This window comes from Pseudomonas sp. AC172 (assembly GCF_979258595.1).
The window spans coordinates 5,523,934-5,539,385 of sequence record NZ_OZ409868.1 but is presented as its reverse complement, the minus strand read 5'-3'; the positions used below and the strand labels follow the sequence as shown (position 1 = coordinate 5,539,385).

Here is a 15,452-nt window from a genome sequence, read left to right as displayed (position 1 = left end):
ACAGAGGCCGGGCGTTGCTATTAAGAACGCAGAATTACTGCACTTGCGTGACGCCTGCGAACTTGCTCATCAGGAAGCCGACGAACTGCTCGACGGTCATCTTCTGGCCGTTGAATTCGACCTGATTGGCGGCGTAATGCAGCTTGGTCACCACGTTGGTGCCGTCGACGACCGCAAGCTGCGAACCGACGGCCATGCCTGCGAACATGTCAGCCGCTTCCTTGGACTGATCGACGATGGCTTTGGCATCGGTCTGACCGTCGAGTTGCGCCTGCACGCTGAGCAGATCGACCAGCATTGGCTTGGACACCTGGATATTCAGATCCAGCAATGCGATCAGTTGTTTGCCCAGTTGATCCGGCGGCAAGTCCATCGATTGCGGCTTGGTCAGATCGATCACCAGATTGGCCTTGCTCTCACCGTTGGCGGTGTTGAACGAGAGGTTTTCCAGGGCAATCTGCGGGCCGGCCGCCAGAAGTTTTTGCAGATCGGCTTTGACCTGGGCGTTTTCAGCGTCGGTCAGGTTCAGCTCAGGTGCTGGCAAACCTTGAGCGGCGGCTTCGGCAGCAGCCTTTTCATACGGCTGCAATTTGGTCTGGTAGATCTGCATCAGCGACATCGTCGACGGGATGTCGAGGTTTTTCAGGCTCATGGCCATGTTCGCCGAGCCGATTTTCTTGTCGTTGAGGCTGACTTCGCCAATCTTGTAGTCCGCACGGCCAGACGCATTGCTGCCGTTTTCTTCGGTGAGGTTCTTCATTTCGAAGTTCTTCACACCGAGCACCGATTGCTTGGTGCCGAAGGTGGTTTTGCTGTTGGTCAGCACCAGGGTGTTTTCCCCGGTGTAGTAGCCGTAGCTGCTCTTGGCGAGGTTGCTGGCCAGGGTCAGACCGTTGAGTTCGACCTGTACCGGCGCCTGGTCTTCAGCCACAGTCACCAGTTTCAGGTTGTCCATGTAGCCGTCTGCCTTGACCTTCTGCGCTTTGGCGCTGGCAGAAATGTTCATGGTCAGGCCGGAAAACCTCAGACTCGATTGTTCATCCAGTGCAGTTTCGAACGGCAGCAGATTGAGGGTGCTGGTGCTGGATTCGTCGTAGCCGATGCTGGTCACGCCCTTGAGCGGTGCAGCGCCTTTGGTCGCGGCGAACCACTTTTCGGTGACCGGGTTCTTTTCCAGCTCGTAGTTGCTGGTGGCCATGACCGGCAGCCATTTCAGCGAAACCAGACGCGAGAACGGCAGCGGGCCATGCTCGATGTGGTCAACAAACAGCAATTCGACCGGCGCATCACCGAACATCTCGCCTTCACCTTTGAGGCGGTAGTGCGCGGTGCTGGTGAAGGTGTGGCGTTCCAGCGACACCAGTTCCAGCGACGCGGTGCCGTTGGAGCCGGCCATGGCGGTTTGCAGCTCCTGGTTGGCATTGCTGACCGCGTTGTTGAGCACGCCTTCGATCTTGGTCCCGGTGTACCAGGCCCCGCCTGCGCTGATCGCGCCGATGGCAACAACAATTCCGAGGAGCACGCCTGCTGATTTATTCATGAATGACCTGATCGATTTCCGTGGCTGTGAGTGTGGTCGTCTTCCCTGAACCCGTGACCGGGTCGCGGCTCGACTGCGCTGAATTCAGCGGTGGAGATTAGCACCGGGCGCGCAAGACGGCCCAATGTTTAAAGGTTAAAGAGTGTCTATGGGAATTGTGGACAGTGGTCGGGCAGGAAGAGTTTCGCTGTTTTTGCGGACGCCATCGCTGGCAAGCCAGCTCCCACAAGGATCTTCAGCGAACACAAGTTCTGTGAACATCACAAAACCTTGTGGGAGCTGGCTTGCCAGCGATAAAGCCAGTTGATTCCCAGACGATCAGGAATACTGAACCTCGATCTCATCCAGCTGATGATCAAAGCTTTTCAGCCGTGCGGTCCACGTGTACACCAGCACTTCAAAATCCCGATCGATCACCGCACCGCCCGGCCCGTCGGCGCGCGGGTCGCAGAAGTCCAGTTGATAACGCTCACGAGCCATGGCCGTGGCGACATCGGACAGTTCACGGGCATTGTTGAGCCAGTGCCAGCCCTCGTCGGCAATCTGCTTGTCGAGTTCCAGGCACTGCTTTTTCAGCGCTTCGAGGCTTTTTTCCAGCGGTGTGCCGGTGAGTTCGCCCATGACTTCGGCGAAGGTCCGCCCGGGTTGCCAGTAGCTGCCCCAGAAATACCGGTCGAACACGGTTTCGACCCGGCGCAGGGCGACTTTGGTGTCCCAGATCAGCACCAGGGTCTTGCCCTGTTCGAGCTGGCGTTTCTTGACGCGCTGCACCTGAAGCGATGCCCACGCCACCACAACGATTGCCATGACAGCGATCAACGCCGTAGCGCTGTCGAGAAAGATCATGGCCTTGTCGATCTGATGGGCCAGCATGATGCCGTAGAAATAGGTGGCCGAGAGCAGCACCAGCGCTGCGAGGGCGCACCAGAAGCCGAGAGCGTAAGGGTTTTTCATTATTGGTTTCCCCTAGACCAGCGCTAGCGATGTGCGCTGGAAGGGTGCTTTGCACGGGGCGCCCTTCCAACACTTCAAAGCATAGCAACGGCCTCAGGGTTTGCTGGGGCTTGGTGCGTGCGTTCGTCCGCTTTCCCAACCGCCGCCGAGGGCGAGGAACAAATCGATCTGACTCATCGCAACTTGAGTATTGGCGGCGGCCAGTTGCGCGGTGACGTCGGTGTAGGTGCGGGTTGCTTGCAGGTCGGCGAGGAATGACTCGCGGCCGGCCTGGAAGAAGCGGTGGGTCTGGTCGGCAGCCAGTTTCGCCGATTGCTCGGCATCGGCCAGTGCGTCGCGCCGCTGAAGTAGTGCGGTGTACTGAGCGAGGCCAGTCTGGGTTTCGCGAAGGGCGTTGAGCACCACGCCGTCGAAGTGCGCGAGCGCACCTTGAGTCGTCGCTTCAGCTTCACGGATGCGCGCGCGCGCGCCGTTGGTCGGCACCTTCCAGCTCAGCGACGGGCCGAAACCCCAGCGGTTGGTCGACGGATCACCAAGGTCATCGATGATGCCGACGGTGCCAATGGTCGCGCCGATGCTGATGTCCGGGTACAGCTCGCCAGTGGCGACGCCGATGCCGGCGGTCGCAGCGGCCAGACGTCGTTCAGCCTGACGGATATCCGGACGCCGTTTGAGCAGTGCGGCACCATCACCAACCGGCACCAGTTGGGCGATTTTCGGCAGTTCGGCGCAAGTCGCCGTCCCGGCTGGCAATTGATCGACTGGTTTCGCCAGCAGCATCGACAGGCGGAACAATCCGGCCTGACGCGCCGCTTCATAGCGCGGCATATCGGCGCGCAGGGATTTGAATTGGGTTTGCGAACGGGTGACCTGGGTTTCGTCGCCACGCCCGGCATCGCGCAGACGCTGAATCAGCGTGGTGCCTTGCGATTGCAGGTCGAGGGAATGCTGGGCGATTTCGCGCTCTTCGTTGGCCGCGCAGACTTGCGTATAGGCACGCACAACGTCCGCCACCAACGTGATGCGCGCGGTATCAGCGGCGGCTTGTGTCGCGTCGGCATTGGCCTTGGCGCCTTCGATGCCGCGTTGCAACGTTCCCCACAGGTCGAATTGGTATGAGGCGCTGATGCCGATATCGCCGACGTTGGCCACTGGCACCTTCTCTGGCAACAGGAATGCCTGTCCGGATTCCTGCAAACGCTGAGCACCCATTTTCACCCCGGCGCTCCAGCCGCCAGCGGCCTCGGCCTCATCGACCTGAGCGCGGGCGCGCTGCAAGTTGGCGGCGGCTACGCGCAGATCGGTGTTGGAGGCCATGGCCTGCTGCACCAGTTGATCGAGGCGCGGGTCTCTATACAGCCGCCACCAATCCGCCGGCACCGGCGCCGAGACCACCGGCTTACCTGCCACCGCCAGCTCGCCCTGAAAATCCTTGCGTTGAACCGCTGCCTCCTCAGGCACGTGATAATCCGGCCCGACCATCTGACAAGCCGACAGCATCACGCCCAACCCGGCGATCATCAGCGCCCTGCTCATTGCGCGGGCTCCTGCTTTTTATCGTCGACTTTTGCGTCATCGATAATGGATACCGTGGCAGTGCGCCCGGCGATCATGCGGAAATCTTCCGGCACATCGTCAAAAGCAATCCGCACCGGAATCCGCTGCGCCAACCGCACCCAGCTGAACGCCGGGTTGACGTTCGGCAGCAGGTTGCTGCCGCTGGTGCGGTCGCGGTCTTCGATACCGGCGACGATGCTTTCGACATGCCCGCGCAGCTTGGCGCGGTCACCGATCACACGAATATCCACCGACTGGCCGACATGAATACCGTCAAGTTTGGTCTCTTCGAAATAGCCGTCGATGTGGAACGAGTTGCTGTCGACTACCGACAGCACCGGACGCCCAGCGGTGACGAACTCCTGTGGACGCGGCGCGCGGTCGTTGACGTAACCGTCCACCGGGCTGCGGATTATCGAGCGGTCGAGGTTGAGCTGCGCGCTGTCCACGGTGACCATGGCTTCGGCCAGTGCTGATTGCGCGCGAGCGACCTTCGACTGGCTTTCTTCCAGTTGCTCAGCCGGCACCAGATTACCGAGGCCACGGTTACGCTTGGCTTCACGCTGGGCTTGAGCCAGGGTTTCTTCGCGATCGGCGACAGCCGCTTTGGCCTGACGCAGGGCAAGTTTGAAACGATCCTGGTCGATGCTGAACAACACCTGGCCGCGCTTGATCAACTGGTTGTCCTTCACTTCAACCTGCTGAATCAAACCGGACACGTCCGGGGCGATCTGGATGATGTCGGCGCGAATGTGGCCGTCGCGGGTCCACGGCGCGAACATGTAATACATCACCATGCGCCAGACGAGGACAACGGCAAAAGTCACGATCAGCAGGGTCAGTACCACGCGACCGATGGTCAAAAACGGTTTTTTCATGTCATCAGGTATCGACTGAGTGAGTCCACGCCGTACAGCAGTACCGCGTAGAGGGCCACGTTGAACAATGCCCGGTGCCAGACCAGACGGTAAAAGTGCACGCGCGTGAGCACGGCATGCACCAGCAAAAACAGCACATAAGTGATGCCCATCAACACCAGCAGAGTCGGCAGGAAAATGCCGCTGATGTCCAGATCACCGATCATAGGGGCGCTCCATCGGGCAGCGGTTCTTCGGGCTCGGCGCTGGAGACGAATTCGACGCCGGGCAACAACGCCAGACGCAAACCGCTCAAGGCGTGCAACAGGTTTAGCCGGGTTTCATCGTCACCGTGGCCATTGAGTGCGCGGCGGGTGCGATCCAGGGTCATCAGCAACGGGGCTGGCGCCGGCAAGCGTTCACCGGCCTTGAGGCAGGCACGGAAATACTCGCCGACTTCACTGACCACTTGCTGCAACAACACGTTCGGCGCGCCCGTTACCCGTGGGGTATAGGCGAGCAAATCGAGCAGGTTCAGGCCGACGCGCACTTCACGCATGGCAATGCCGGTGTCCTGGCCAGTCAGCGCCAGACGCGGCAAGTGTTGCATCAGTCGATCGAGCAACTGCACACCCAACTGCCGGTGTTCGGCGAGGTTGGCCGGCTCGGTCATGTGGACGATGTCTTTCCAGCTGAAACGGGTCAGGCGCTTGGCCGCCAGTTCTGCACCGAACGGGCGCGCCACCAGCGTCCAGATAAAGGCGAACAGCAGACCGATCGGCCCCGCCAGGTTGGAGTTCACGAAGGCAAAAAAGTCCGCGTCGTAAGCGCCCTGAATGCTGATGAACGACGAGGTGTTGACCAGCGTCAGCAGCATGCCGAGGTAGAAACGCGGCTGCACCGTCAGCGTGCCGACGCAGATGAACGGAATCGAGAACGCCAGCACCAGCATCGGGAAATCGTGCAGGTTGGGCAGAATCAAAAACAGGTAAAGGCTGGCGAACAGCACCGACATCCCGGTCCAGAAGAAGAACCGGTAGATCTGCGGCGCCGGGTCGTCCATCGAAGCGAAGAAGCTGCACGCCACCGCCGCCAGAATCACCGCACTGCCGCCGTCCGGCCAGCCGAGCAGAATCCACAACACCGAGGCGGTGATGATCGCCAGAATCGTCGAGGCCACCGAATAGAGCATCAAGCCACGGTCGATAAACGGTGTCAGCCGACCCAAACGCCAATGGCGATACACCGCGCGCCAGCTGTCCTGGCGCTCGCAGAGAATTGCGTCCTGCAGGCTGCGGCAGTCCTGCCACAGATCGATGAATTCACCGAGGCGGTAAATCGAGTTGGAGAACAGCAATTGCCTGCGATCCTCAAGCGCCTCGACGCTCGGTTGCAGGGCTTCGAGCTGATCTTTCAGTGCTTGCCAGCGGTCGAGATCGGCGTCTTGGTGGCCCAGCCATTCGCGGGTCGCGACGAGCAGTGGTTCGAATTTATCCACCAGCTCTGGCGTACGCCGTTCGAGGGCATAGAGCGAATCTTCCAGCGCATCAATCACCGGCAGCAGATGAATCATTCGTCCACGTAATTCTTTGGTGTTGCGCACGGTTTGCGGTCGCGAGCCTTCGTGCGGCAACTGGCCGATCATCAATTCGAGGCTGTTGAAGTTGGCGACCATGGCCATGCGCAGCGCGGTGACTTCTTCGGGCTGCACGTCGCGACTGAGGAATTTCAGGCTGTAGGTGGTCGCGTCGGCGAACCACTTGCTCACGGCATCGTTGAACACCGGCGCCAAGCGTCGCGGCCAGAACATCGCACCGACCACGGCAGCGACGGCGATGCCGAGAAAAATTTCCTCTGTACGCGCTTCCGCCACGTCCCACACCGCCAGCGGGTTATCCACCACCGGCAAGGCAATCAGCGGCAAGGTGTAACCGGCGAGCATCAGCGCGTAGCTGTTGGCCGTGCGCAGATGCAGGGACATGAACAGCAAAATCCCCGTCCACAGCGCGATGACCACCACCAGCACATACGGGCTCTGGACGAACATCGGCACGAAAAAAACCGCCGCCGCCGCGCCGAGAAAGGTACCGATTGCGCGGTATAACGCCTTGGAACTGGTCGGCCCGAGAAACGGGCTGGAGACGATGTAAACCGTGGCCATCGCCCAATACGGACGCGGCATTTGCATGAGCAAGGCGATGTACAGCGCGATCATCGACGCTGCAAAAGTCCGGATCCCGTAGAACCAGTCGCGGGCCGGCGGAATGCCGGAGAAAAAACCGTTCAAGAATTGACCACCACAGGCGGATTGGCCGCCTCAAAAGCTCTGAGTACCCGAAGCGTAGCTTCCAGATCGCTTTGATCGATGCCTTCGAGCACCTCATGACGCAAGCGCACCAGTTCGATCTCGACCGCTTGCACCAGTTCACGTCCGGTGTCGGTCAGGCTCAGGCACTTGGCGCGGCGATCCTGAGCATCTTCGGTGCGGCAGACGTAACCGGAATGGCACAGCTGATCGAGCAGACGCACCAGCGACGGACTCTCCATCCCGGACGCCTGCGCCACTTGCACCTGCCGCACACCCTCGCCCAAACGGCCGATCATCAACAGCGGCACGGCGCAGGCTTCGGAGATTCCATAGTTGACCAGCGTGGTCTGGCAGATCTTCCGCCAATGCCTGGCGGCCACCACCATGGCACTGCTGATGTTCATCTGGAGAGCGTCGAGATCGTTCGGCACGGGGAAATGCACACTGTTAGTTTGCTAACTATCAATATCGCATTGGAGGGGAATTTCAGTCAAGTTTTGAAACAAATTGCCTGTTCAGGGTTAGCCTACCGAATCGAAATCACCCGCTATCTGCTCAATGAAATCGAAAACCTCCTCCGGCACGCTGAACTGGAACTGCTTACGTCGATGCTTTGAAACTTTGTCACCGTTGTCCAGACACATCATTACCAGTTTCGAGAGGTCGCTCCCCCGTACGTCAAAACGCCCATTCACCTCTTTGATGACGTAGTCGTATTTTTCAAGAAACTCGGTCTCCTCGCGCAGCTCCACTTCCAATGCTCGCAAGGCCATCTGCAAGGTAAATTCTGCACATTGAGTCCCGTCCCAGAATCGATAGATTGAGTCGTGCCCAATAAAATCGAAAGCCATCTGATCAGCGTCCAGCCAAGTGACATTCCAGAACTCTCTTGTGGGTTTCGAGAACTCCTTTAACGCTTCGAGATAGCCAGACTCTTCGTGTTTCATCGCTACCGAAACCGGTAACAACAAACCATTTTTTAGAGCGCCAGAATGGCAAAGCGTCTGGTGAATCAGGAAACGTGAAAGTCGACCATTGCCATCCATGAACGGGTGAAGAAAGACAAACCCGAAAGCCACAACCGCTGCAGCTATCAACGGATCAACCTGCTTGGCTGAGTGATTGGCAAAACTCATCAACTCGTCCATCAACTCCCTGCACAATTGCGGTGGAGGCGGGACATAGCTGACGCCAGCTGCGCCTCTCAAGCCGTTGTGTAAATGGTTCTGTTCATGACGGAAAAGCACAGCTTTATCGAAAGGATTGGAAACCGTACTGTTCTGCAACTCGACCAAATAGTCTTCGCTCAACTCTGTTCGCTCATGGGCTTGGCGGAGAAGCCGAACAAAACGGCGCGACTTTTCTTCGTTGGGCTCTTCTTTCTCAATGGCGAAAGAATCGCGGGTCTCATGCAGATAGGCCCAATTGATTGCCCGATCCATCATTTCCGGCGGCAACGTCGCCATAAAAGCCTGGGCTCGACCAAGGATGTCCAGATCAAGCAGCGCCTGCAGCTCCGTCGTACGCTCGACTGTGGCGCAGTAACGCATTGACCCCAACCCGTTAAAATCTACCCGCCAACGACTATTTCGAATTGCAGGCCCGGTGACATAACGCTTGGGATCAAACAAAGCGACAACGTTGCCCCGAACCGGTACGGAATATTCCAGCTGTTTGCCCGTGAAACTTTCCCAAAGAAAACAGGCCTTGCGGATAAATACCCCGTTAGGTGATCGGCTCAACTCACCTAGCAACTCGTCCGCTTCAACGGTTTCAAGCGCCTGAGCAAGAATGCACAGGTTTATTCCCTCATGCTTCAGAGCAAACAAGATGTGCTCAAGTGTCGAACCCTGTGCCGGCGCGACGCCGTTTGGAACCGCTAGACACTCACCGATCAAGGTAATCCGGGTAACCGGTTTGATCATCGCAATGCGCTTGGGGGCAAATGCATTAAGCTTCAGCGCATCACGCAGGTGGGCATATCCAACAGTTGGCATCGTCATCGTCCACATAAAAAATTCACTGCGACGATTAAAGCCCAGTTTTTTTTACATCGCGCATGTTTTTTTTACATTTCAGCCTTTTCCTACAATTTTTTTTACACACTTCTGCCCTTTCGCAACAAGACATCCAACTGATCCACCACCTCCGCCCAGTCGGCGTCATCCAGAATCTCGTCCCGTAAAAACTCCGCTTGGCTCTTCGTCCAGAAAAACGCATCAGCCATATGCAGGTCGGGTTTGAGCGGGGAATGGGTAGCAATGAATTGGTCGATGCTGGTCGGGTCGTTGTCCAGGCCGAGTTGTTTGAACAGGGATGGGAGGCTATGGGTTGGTTGCTCCATTGCTGAGCTCCTTCAAAAATGGGGTGTTTGGAAGATTATTCGCGAGCAGGCTCGCTCCCACAGGGGAATGCGATCAACCTGCTCGCGAAGGCGTCAGTGCCGGCGCCACAAAACCTAATCACTCAACTCCCGCACCTCGGCATGCGGCACCATTTTCAGAAACTCCGGCATGCTCATGTGCAGCAGGTAATTGTGGTTGCCCGCCTCCAGGTAGATATCCTTCTGACGCGTCAGCAACGGGTCGATGACCATATCCAGCCCGTAGGAATCACCCAATGGCGGCACCGCACCGCGTTCGCAGTCATCAAAGATGTGCGCCAGATTGCTTTCGCGGGTCAATTGCCATTCGCCGCTGGTGCGTACCTTGCTCAGGTCCAGATGACGACTGGCCGGCAGCACGGCCATCAGGTAATGGCCGTGGTGGTCGTCGAGGATGATCGATTTGGCCACGCGCTCGGCGGGTACCCCGGCGACCCGTGCGGTTTCCAGGCTGCTGGACGAGTGTCGGTGGGCGACGATGTCGTATTCGCAGTGCGCGCGCTTCAGGCTGCTCTGGACTTTTTTTGCCATACGCATGATGCACCTCGATGTTGCGCTGAACGGTGGTTGCCGTGTCTTTGAGTCTAGTTCGACGGCGTGCTGTTGCCGGTAAATCCGCCCACTGGACACATCCGCACATTGATCAACATTCAGCCAGCGCAACCCTCAACTAGACTGTAAGAACCAGACATGACGCTCGCGGAGGGTCACGTGAACAGTCGATGTTGTGCGTTTGCCTTGCTCCTGCTGATCAGCGGATCAGCCCTGGCTGCCGACACCCTGTTGCCGGCAATGAGTCCGGTGGGTTTGTGGATGATCACCTTGGGCGTCGTCTTTCTGATCGCCGAAGCCGCGCTGCCCAACTATGGGGTGATCGGTTTGGGCGGGATCATCATGTTCGTCATCGGCGCGCTGATCCTCAGCAACGCCGAACTACCGGTGCCGCTGATGATCGGCCTCGGTCTGATCAGCGCCCTGCTGTTGATCGGACTGCTGATCCGCGCCCTGAAAACTCGTCCGCGCCACGCCGTCAGTGGCGACGCCGGCCTGCTCGGCAGTGTGACCGCGATCACCACGGTGCAACCGGGCGATGCGAGTAACGGCTGGGTGCAACTGCAAGGTGAGCGCTGGCAAGTGCTCAGCGCGACACCGCTGCACACCGGGCAATCAGTGCGCGTGGTGGGGCGCAAGGGATTGTTGCTGCAAGTGGCCGCGACTGACGCGGCGCCGCTCGGAGAGTGATCATGGGTCTGCAAATCGGTTTTGTTGCGCTGCTGCTGTTGGTGATTGCCCTGGCCGGCTCGACGTTTCGCATCTTGCGCGAATACGAACGCGGTGTGGTGTTCCAGCTCGGACGCTTTTGGCAGGTCAAAGGCCCCGGTCTGATCCTGCTGATCCCGGTGGTCCAGCAAATGGTCCGGGTCGACCTGCGCACGGTGGTGCTCGACGTGCCGCCGCAGGACGTGATCACCCGCGACAACGTCTCGGTGAAGGTCAACGCCGTGCTGTATTTCCGCGTACTGGATCCGCAGAAGGCGATTATTCAGGTCGAGGATTATCTTTCTGCCACCAGCCAACTGGCGCAAACCACCCTGCGTGCGGTGCTCGGCAAGCACGAACTGGATGAACTGTTGGCCGAACGCGAGCAGTTGAATATCGACATCCAGCAGGTACTCGACGCGCAGACCGACGCCTGGGGCATCAAGGTCGCCAACGTCGAGATCAAGCATGTCGACCTCAACGAGTCGATGGTCCGCGCCATCGCCAAACAGGCAGAAGCCGAGCGCGAGCGGCGGGCCAAGGTGATTCACGCCGAAGGCGAACTGCAAGCCTCGGAAAAACTCATGCAGGCGGCAGAAATGCTCGGCCGCCAGCCCGGGGCGATGCAGTTGCGCTATATGCAGACCTTGAGTTCGATTGCCGGGGACAAGAGTTCGACGATTGTCTTTCCGTTACCGATCGAATTGCTCAAGGGCATGGCGGATTTGTCCGGCAAGTCATGAAGCAAACCCTGTGGCGCTCAGACGAAGTTTTTCCAACGCCTCGTAGGGCGCTCGGGTGTAATTCCGTACGTGCATTCGCAACAGTGCCGAAGCTTCGCGGCGTTTGTCTTCGCCGTCGGCAATGAAAGCTTGCGAGGGCTGTTTCGCATGCTGCATGGTCGCGGCGAAGACCTGCTTGCACTGTTCATCGTTCAAGCGGAAAAACCTGGCCAACCGCCCCGCCATCGCCTCGGGCAACTCGCTGTAATTGACCGGTAAACCACCCGAGTCACGGCAATGCACCACCCCCGCCGCCAACAATCGCCCCAAGCGTCGGGCGATGAAGTCTTCGCGCCCTTCGAACGGCAAACCATCCTCCAGCACACACTCGCCCAACATCCCCGGCACCATGTGCATCCCGGGCCGGCGCAGATGAGAAACGGCAATTTCCAGCGGATCTCGATAGAGAAACAGCCAAGGCGTATCCGCGAAACAATTCTGTAATAGCGGCCATTCACCGATATTCCAGGCGTCGAGTTTGATCACCAGGCGTTTTTCCACACCGCGCCGGGGCTGCCCATAGGCCGAGAGCAATCCGATGATGGCGGCCCGGCGTTCGCCGGCGGGTAAATCACTGCGTAACAAGGCGTCTAGCGGCGGTGGCTCGGACACAACGATGTGATCGTCGAGTCGGGCGAGCATCTGGCTGATCAGCGTCGAACCGCAGCGCGAGGCGTGCAGCACAAATGCGCTCGGTGCAAGCCCGGGGCTCTGCGCTCGCCATTCGCTCAGCGCTGTCAGCGGTGTCTGGCGCCGGAACGCCTGATTGAACGGCAATCGTAATGCATCTTCGACCGCGTCGCGAAAAAACGGCTGATGCAGCGGCGTGTCATCGAACCAGCACCAGTCCACCTGCCACTGCCCATCAACCAGCCAGACACGAATCGGCAACCAGCCGTCGAAATTCACCCGCTCCATTGTTCGTTCCATTGTCGACGGCCGTCGCGCATCGCTGCACGCAATTGCTCGTAAGAGAACGACAAACCATGCTCAACGCCCAATTCCAGCGCTCGATTGATGAAAACGTCTGGATCGTGCAGCGTACGCAAGGCCAGAGACAGCGAAGCATCTTCAGCCACCAGCCTCTGAAAGCGCTGCAACGGCGTATCCACCGCCCCCGGTTCCGGTGTGCTGCCCACTCCTGCGCTGATCATCTGCTCAAGCCACGCACCGGGCCGGCAATCGAGCACCAGATGAACCCGCGCCGATGTATCGCGGTTATCCACACGATGTGGACGAGCGAGATCAAGAAACCAGCATTCGCCGGCCTGCATGGGCATGCGCTGCCCGTCGAGACAGAAATCGACGTTCGGCGGACTGAGCAACGGAATGTGCAAACGCCGATCGGCCTGCGGGCCATCAAGGTCGTAATCGCGATGCGGGTGAATTCGTCCACCAGGCCCCAGGCGCAGCAGTCGCGCGCTGACGATGTCCAGGGAAAGATTTTGCAGCCCTTGTGGCCAGCGCTCATCACTCAGCCAAGGGCCACGGTGCACCGGCTCACCGCGCCCGGGGGACAGCTCGGTCAGCGCATCGACCGCCGAAATGAGCGCCACACCGCTCCAGTCGCCGGAAAAATAATCTGTATTGAAATGGCTTCGCCAGGCGTCGTCGGCAATCGCTGCCAGTGCCTGCAGCAGCAAAGGCAAATCCACCGTTACCGGCAATCGCGAATACGCCGGGCGGCTCATGCCTTGGGCAACACCGAACATTCGCCGAGCCAGGTCAGCAGACGATCGAGACAGGCGTCGACCGATTGCACGCCGGTGTCGAGCACCAATGACGGCTGCGCCGGTGGCTCATAGGGCGCGGAAATGCCGGTAAACCCGGGCAGGTCGCCGCGTCGGGCGCGGGCGTAATGCCCCTTCGGATCACGCTGCTCGCACACCGCCAGTGACGCGCTGCACCAGACCTCGCGATAGTCGTCACCCAAGCGCTGTGCAAACACCTCACGCAGCTCGGCCAGCGGCGCAATCATCGCCAGAATCACGACCTGTCCGTTGTCCACCAGCAGCGCCGCCAGTTCGCTGGCGCGGCGAATGTTTTCCTGGCGATCGGCATCGCTGAAGCCCAAATCCCGGTTGAGCCCGATCCGCAAACTGTCGCCATCGAGCACCATACTTTGCCGGCCACACCCGAACAGTGTGGCCTGCAGCGCTTGCGCCAATGTCGATTTGCCTGCCGCCGGTAAACCGGTCAGCAGAATCGCCGCACCCCGATGACCATTGCGAGTCTCGCGTTGCGTGCGGCTGATACTGGCGGCGGGCGCCAGCACATCACTGCGCTGGGGCATGCGCCACCACCGGCACCGAAATATCCCCCGACGCCCACGCCGACTCGCGATTGGCCAGCGCGGTGGCGATTGACTGCACTTCGGTCGACTGCACCTGATCCGGCAACGGATCGAGGCCGGCGCTGGCGAAGATCTGGCCGTAGGCATTGCGTAAATCGGCGTACGACAGATCGCGGCGCAAGTCTGCTTGCAGGTTGTTCAGCTCGCCTTGAATAAGCTCCAGCTCACCAATCCCGGCTGCCTGATGGCGGTTGCGCAATTGACCGACGATTTGCCCGTCGATGTCCGACAGTTGTTGATTGGTCTTGAACTGACGCATGGCTTCTTGATAGTTGGCATTCGCCACATACAACTGCGCGAGCACTGCGATCGACATCGCCTGACGGCGTGCAGTGGCGACTTCTTCGCCAGCCTTGGCGACATTGATCGCCGCCGGTGCGGAGATCACATTGAACAGGTTCCAGGTGACCTTGACGCCATAGTCGGCCCAGCCTTGTTCGACGAGGAAAGAGTTGCTGTCGTAGTGGCCGCCAGCAGAAAACTCAAGGCCTGGCAGCAAGCGCAACATGGCCTTGCGGGTTTCGGCGGCGCTGATGCGCGTCTGGTAATCCTGTTCACGCAGTTCCGGGCGACTGGTCAGGGCTTCCTGTTCGAGTTTGGCCAGATCGACCTTGAGCTCGGGAATCTGATAACCGTCATCGGTGGCCAAGGTCAGATTGGTGCCCAGCGGCAAGTTGATCAGCGTCGCCAGTTCGGTTTTCGCCAGCGACAAGGCACGGCGCTGTTCTTCCAGTTGCCGGGTCGCTTCGATCAACGAGCGCTGGTAACCGAGCGATTGCACCGGATCACCAATGCGTTGATCGCTCAGGGTCTGGCTGTTGTCGCGAGCGGTCTGTACCCGCGCCATCAGGCTATCGATCTGCTTGAGCAGACGTTCAGCGGCCATCGCCCGCCAATAGGCCGAGCGCACGTCCTGAACGATGGTGTTGATCACTTTGCGGCGCCGTTCCTGGACGATCAGACGCTGATCGCCCTGCTGCTTGGCGCTGATATAGCTGACGCCGAAGTCGAGGACGTTCCAGACCATGGTCAGGTCGGCAACTTCGCGATCACGATCCTGCGAAGTCGACGGCTCCAGAGACTGGGTGCCGGTGCGCACGCTCTGGCTGCTGGAGGCGTTGACGTTGTTGCGTCCGACGTAACCGGCGTCCAGCGCCATGCGCGGCAGCATGTCGAAACTGGCGAGGTCGAGCTGTCGCTTGGCCAGTGCTTCCTCCATGATCTTCAAGCGGCCTTCGAGATTATATTTCACGGCGCGGGCCATGGCCTGGTGCAGGGTCAACGGACCGCGCAGCGGCTCCTGATCCTTGTACATGCTTTGCAGGTCGGTCTTGGCGCGCTGTTCACTGACGCTGCGTTCAATCGGTTCACTGGTCACTGCACATCCGCTGATCGCCAGCGCCAGCAGGCTGGCGCCGAACAACTTCTGACTTTTCTTCATCCCTGGATTGCCCCTAG

The 15,452-nt window shown here is 59.3% G+C and carries 16 protein-coding genes; 2 read left to right on the top strand and 14 right to left on the bottom strand.

From position 1 onward, the window contains the following. Positions 1-34 precede the first annotated feature (34 nt). The 10 genes from ACZ0A4_RS25025 to ACZ0A4_RS24980 form a co-directional block, all read right to left on the bottom strand. Positions 35-1,540, bottom strand: coding sequence for a YdgA family protein (locus ACZ0A4_RS25025; protein WP_463576713.1), 1,506 nt, complete (start codon positions 1,538-1,540; stop codon positions 35-37). A gap of 318 nt (positions 1,541-1,858) precedes the next feature. After that, a complete protein-coding gene (locus tag ACZ0A4_RS25020; RefSeq protein ID WP_463576712.1) occupies positions 1,859-2,494 on the bottom strand; it encodes an NADH:ubiquinone oxidoreductase subunit N in 636 nt (211 codons plus the stop codon). A gap of 93 nt (positions 2,495-2,587) precedes the next feature. Continuing rightward, positions 2,588-4,030, bottom strand: coding sequence for an efflux transporter outer membrane subunit (locus ACZ0A4_RS25015; RefSeq protein WP_463576711.1), 1,443 nt, complete (start codon positions 4,028-4,030; stop codon positions 2,588-2,590). Continuing rightward, positions 4,027-4,929 carry an efflux RND transporter periplasmic adaptor subunit gene (locus ACZ0A4_RS25010; RefSeq protein WP_463576710.1) on the bottom strand — a complete coding sequence of 301 codons (903 nt, stop codon included), beginning with the start codon at positions 4,927-4,929 and terminating at the stop codon, positions 4,027-4,029. The genes ACZ0A4_RS25015 and ACZ0A4_RS25010 overlap by 4 nt, the downstream gene beginning before the upstream one ends. Beyond that, on the bottom strand, positions 4,926-5,135 hold the full coding sequence (locus tag ACZ0A4_RS25005) for a DUF1656 domain-containing protein (protein WP_007917703.1): 210 nt from the start codon (positions 5,133-5,135) through the stop codon (positions 4,926-4,928). The genes ACZ0A4_RS25010 and ACZ0A4_RS25005 overlap by 4 nt, the downstream gene beginning before the upstream one ends. Then, complete coding sequence (locus tag ACZ0A4_RS25000; protein ID WP_463576709.1) at positions 5,132-7,195, bottom strand: FUSC family protein; 2,064 nt, start codon at positions 7,193-7,195, stop codon at positions 5,132-5,134. Before ACZ0A4_RS25000 ends, ACZ0A4_RS25005 begins: the two co-directional genes overlap by 4 nt. Beyond that, positions 7,192-7,620, bottom strand: a complete 429-nt coding sequence (locus tag ACZ0A4_RS24995; protein ID WP_463576708.1) for a MarR family winged helix-turn-helix transcriptional regulator — start codon at positions 7,618-7,620, stop codon at positions 7,192-7,194. The genes ACZ0A4_RS25000 and ACZ0A4_RS24995 overlap by 4 nt, the downstream gene beginning before the upstream one ends. Positions 7,621-7,737: 117 nt before the next feature. Then, a complete protein-coding gene (locus ACZ0A4_RS24990) occupies positions 7,738-9,228 on the bottom strand; it encodes a Fic family protein (RefSeq protein WP_463576707.1) in 1,491 nt (496 codons plus the stop codon). An 86-nt stretch (positions 9,229-9,314) separates the two neighbouring features. Continuing rightward, complete coding sequence (locus ACZ0A4_RS24985; protein ID WP_463576706.1) at positions 9,315-9,560, bottom strand: DUF2789 domain-containing protein; 246 nt, start codon at positions 9,558-9,560, stop codon at positions 9,315-9,317. 114 nt (positions 9,561-9,674) lie between these two features. Continuing rightward, complete coding sequence (locus ACZ0A4_RS24980; RefSeq protein WP_463576705.1) at positions 9,675-10,136, bottom strand: aminoacyl-tRNA deacylase; 462 nt, start codon at positions 10,134-10,136, stop codon at positions 9,675-9,677. Between the two features lie 174 nt (positions 10,137-10,310). Between ACZ0A4_RS24980 and ACZ0A4_RS24975 the strand changes: the two genes are divergently transcribed. Then, complete coding sequence (locus ACZ0A4_RS24975) at positions 10,311-10,841, top strand: NfeD family protein (RefSeq protein ID WP_463576704.1); 531 nt, start codon at positions 10,311-10,313, stop codon at positions 10,839-10,841. Positions 10,842-10,843: 2 nt separating this feature from the next. After that, on the top strand, positions 10,844-11,602 hold the full coding sequence (locus ACZ0A4_RS24970; protein ID WP_007917711.1) for a slipin family protein: 759 nt from the start codon (positions 10,844-10,846) through the stop codon (positions 11,600-11,602). Here ACZ0A4_RS24970 and ACZ0A4_RS24965 read toward each other — a convergent pair. From ACZ0A4_RS24965 to ACZ0A4_RS24950, 4 genes are read right to left on the bottom strand one after another with little or no spacing between them, the layout of a single operon-like run. Beyond that, positions 11,597-12,559, bottom strand: a complete 963-nt coding sequence (locus tag ACZ0A4_RS24965) for a sulfotransferase family protein (protein ID WP_463576703.1) — start codon at positions 12,557-12,559, stop codon at positions 11,597-11,599. The two genes, ACZ0A4_RS24970 and ACZ0A4_RS24965, sit on opposite strands and share 6 nt — an antisense overlap. Next, positions 12,547-13,332 (bottom strand): aspartyl/asparaginyl beta-hydroxylase domain-containing protein, encoded by a 786-nt coding sequence (locus tag ACZ0A4_RS24960; RefSeq protein ID WP_463577631.1) that lies wholly within the window; start codon positions 13,330-13,332, stop codon positions 12,547-12,549. The genes ACZ0A4_RS24965 and ACZ0A4_RS24960 overlap by 13 nt, the downstream gene beginning before the upstream one ends. Next, positions 13,329-13,934 (bottom strand): adenylyl-sulfate kinase, encoded by a 606-nt coding sequence (gene cysC / locus ACZ0A4_RS24955; RefSeq protein ID WP_463576702.1) that lies wholly within the window; start codon positions 13,932-13,934, stop codon positions 13,329-13,331. The genes ACZ0A4_RS24960 and cysC overlap by 4 nt, the downstream gene beginning before the upstream one ends. Continuing rightward, positions 13,918-15,435: a TolC family protein gene (locus ACZ0A4_RS24950; protein WP_463576701.1), complete on the bottom strand. Its 1,518-nt coding sequence runs from the start codon at positions 15,433-15,435 to the stop codon at positions 13,918-13,920. Before ACZ0A4_RS24950 ends, cysC begins: the two co-directional genes overlap by 17 nt. Between the last annotated feature and the right edge of the window lie 17 nt (positions 15,436-15,452).

Coding starts and splice junctions, on each gene's coding strand:
- ACZ0A4_RS24990 (WP_463576707.1), bottom strand. CDS start 9,228: ATGTGGACGATGACGATGCCAACTGTTGGATATGCCCACCTGCGTGAT.
- ACZ0A4_RS25005 (WP_007917703.1), bottom strand. CDS start 5,135: ATGATCGGTGATCTGGACATCAGCGGCATTTTCCTGCCGACTCTGCTG.
- ACZ0A4_RS24995 (WP_463576708.1), bottom strand. CDS start 7,620: ATGAACATCAGCAGTGCCATGGTGGTGGCCGCCAGGCATTGGCGGAAG.
- ACZ0A4_RS25010 (WP_463576710.1), bottom strand. CDS start 4,929: ATGAAAAAACCGTTTTTGACCATCGGTCGCGTGGTACTGACCCTGCTG.
- ACZ0A4_RS24950 (WP_463576701.1), bottom strand. CDS start 15,435: ATGAAGAAAAGTCAGAAGTTGTTCGGCGCCAGCCTGCTGGCGCTGGCG.
- ACZ0A4_RS24960 (WP_463577631.1), bottom strand. CDS start 13,332: ATGAGCCGCCCGGCGTATTCGCGATTGCCGGTAACGGTGGATTTGCCT.
- cysC (WP_463576702.1), bottom strand. CDS start 13,934: ATGCCCCAGCGCAGTGATGTGCTGGCGCCCGCCGCCAGTATCAGCCGC.
- ACZ0A4_RS24965 (WP_463576703.1), bottom strand. CDS start 12,559: ATGGAGCGGGTGAATTTCGACGGCTGGTTGCCGATTCGTGTCTGGCTG.
- ACZ0A4_RS24970 (WP_007917711.1), top strand. CDS start 10,844: ATGGGTCTGCAAATCGGTTTTGTTGCGCTGCTGCTGTTGGTGATTGCC.
- ACZ0A4_RS25020 (WP_463576712.1), bottom strand. CDS start 2,494: ATGAAAAACCCTTACGCTCTCGGCTTCTGGTGCGCCCTCGCAGCGCTG.
- ACZ0A4_RS24980 (WP_463576705.1), bottom strand. CDS start 10,136: ATGCGTATGGCAAAAAAAGTCCAGAGCAGCCTGAAGCGCGCGCACTGC.
- ACZ0A4_RS25015 (WP_463576711.1), bottom strand. CDS start 4,030: ATGAGCAGGGCGCTGATGATCGCCGGGTTGGGCGTGATGCTGTCGGCT.
- ACZ0A4_RS25025 (WP_463576713.1), bottom strand. CDS start 1,540: ATGAATAAATCAGCAGGCGTGCTCCTCGGAATTGTTGTTGCCATCGGC.
- ACZ0A4_RS24985 (WP_463576706.1), bottom strand. CDS start 9,560: ATGGAGCAACCAACCCATAGCCTCCCATCCCTGTTCAAACAACTCGGC.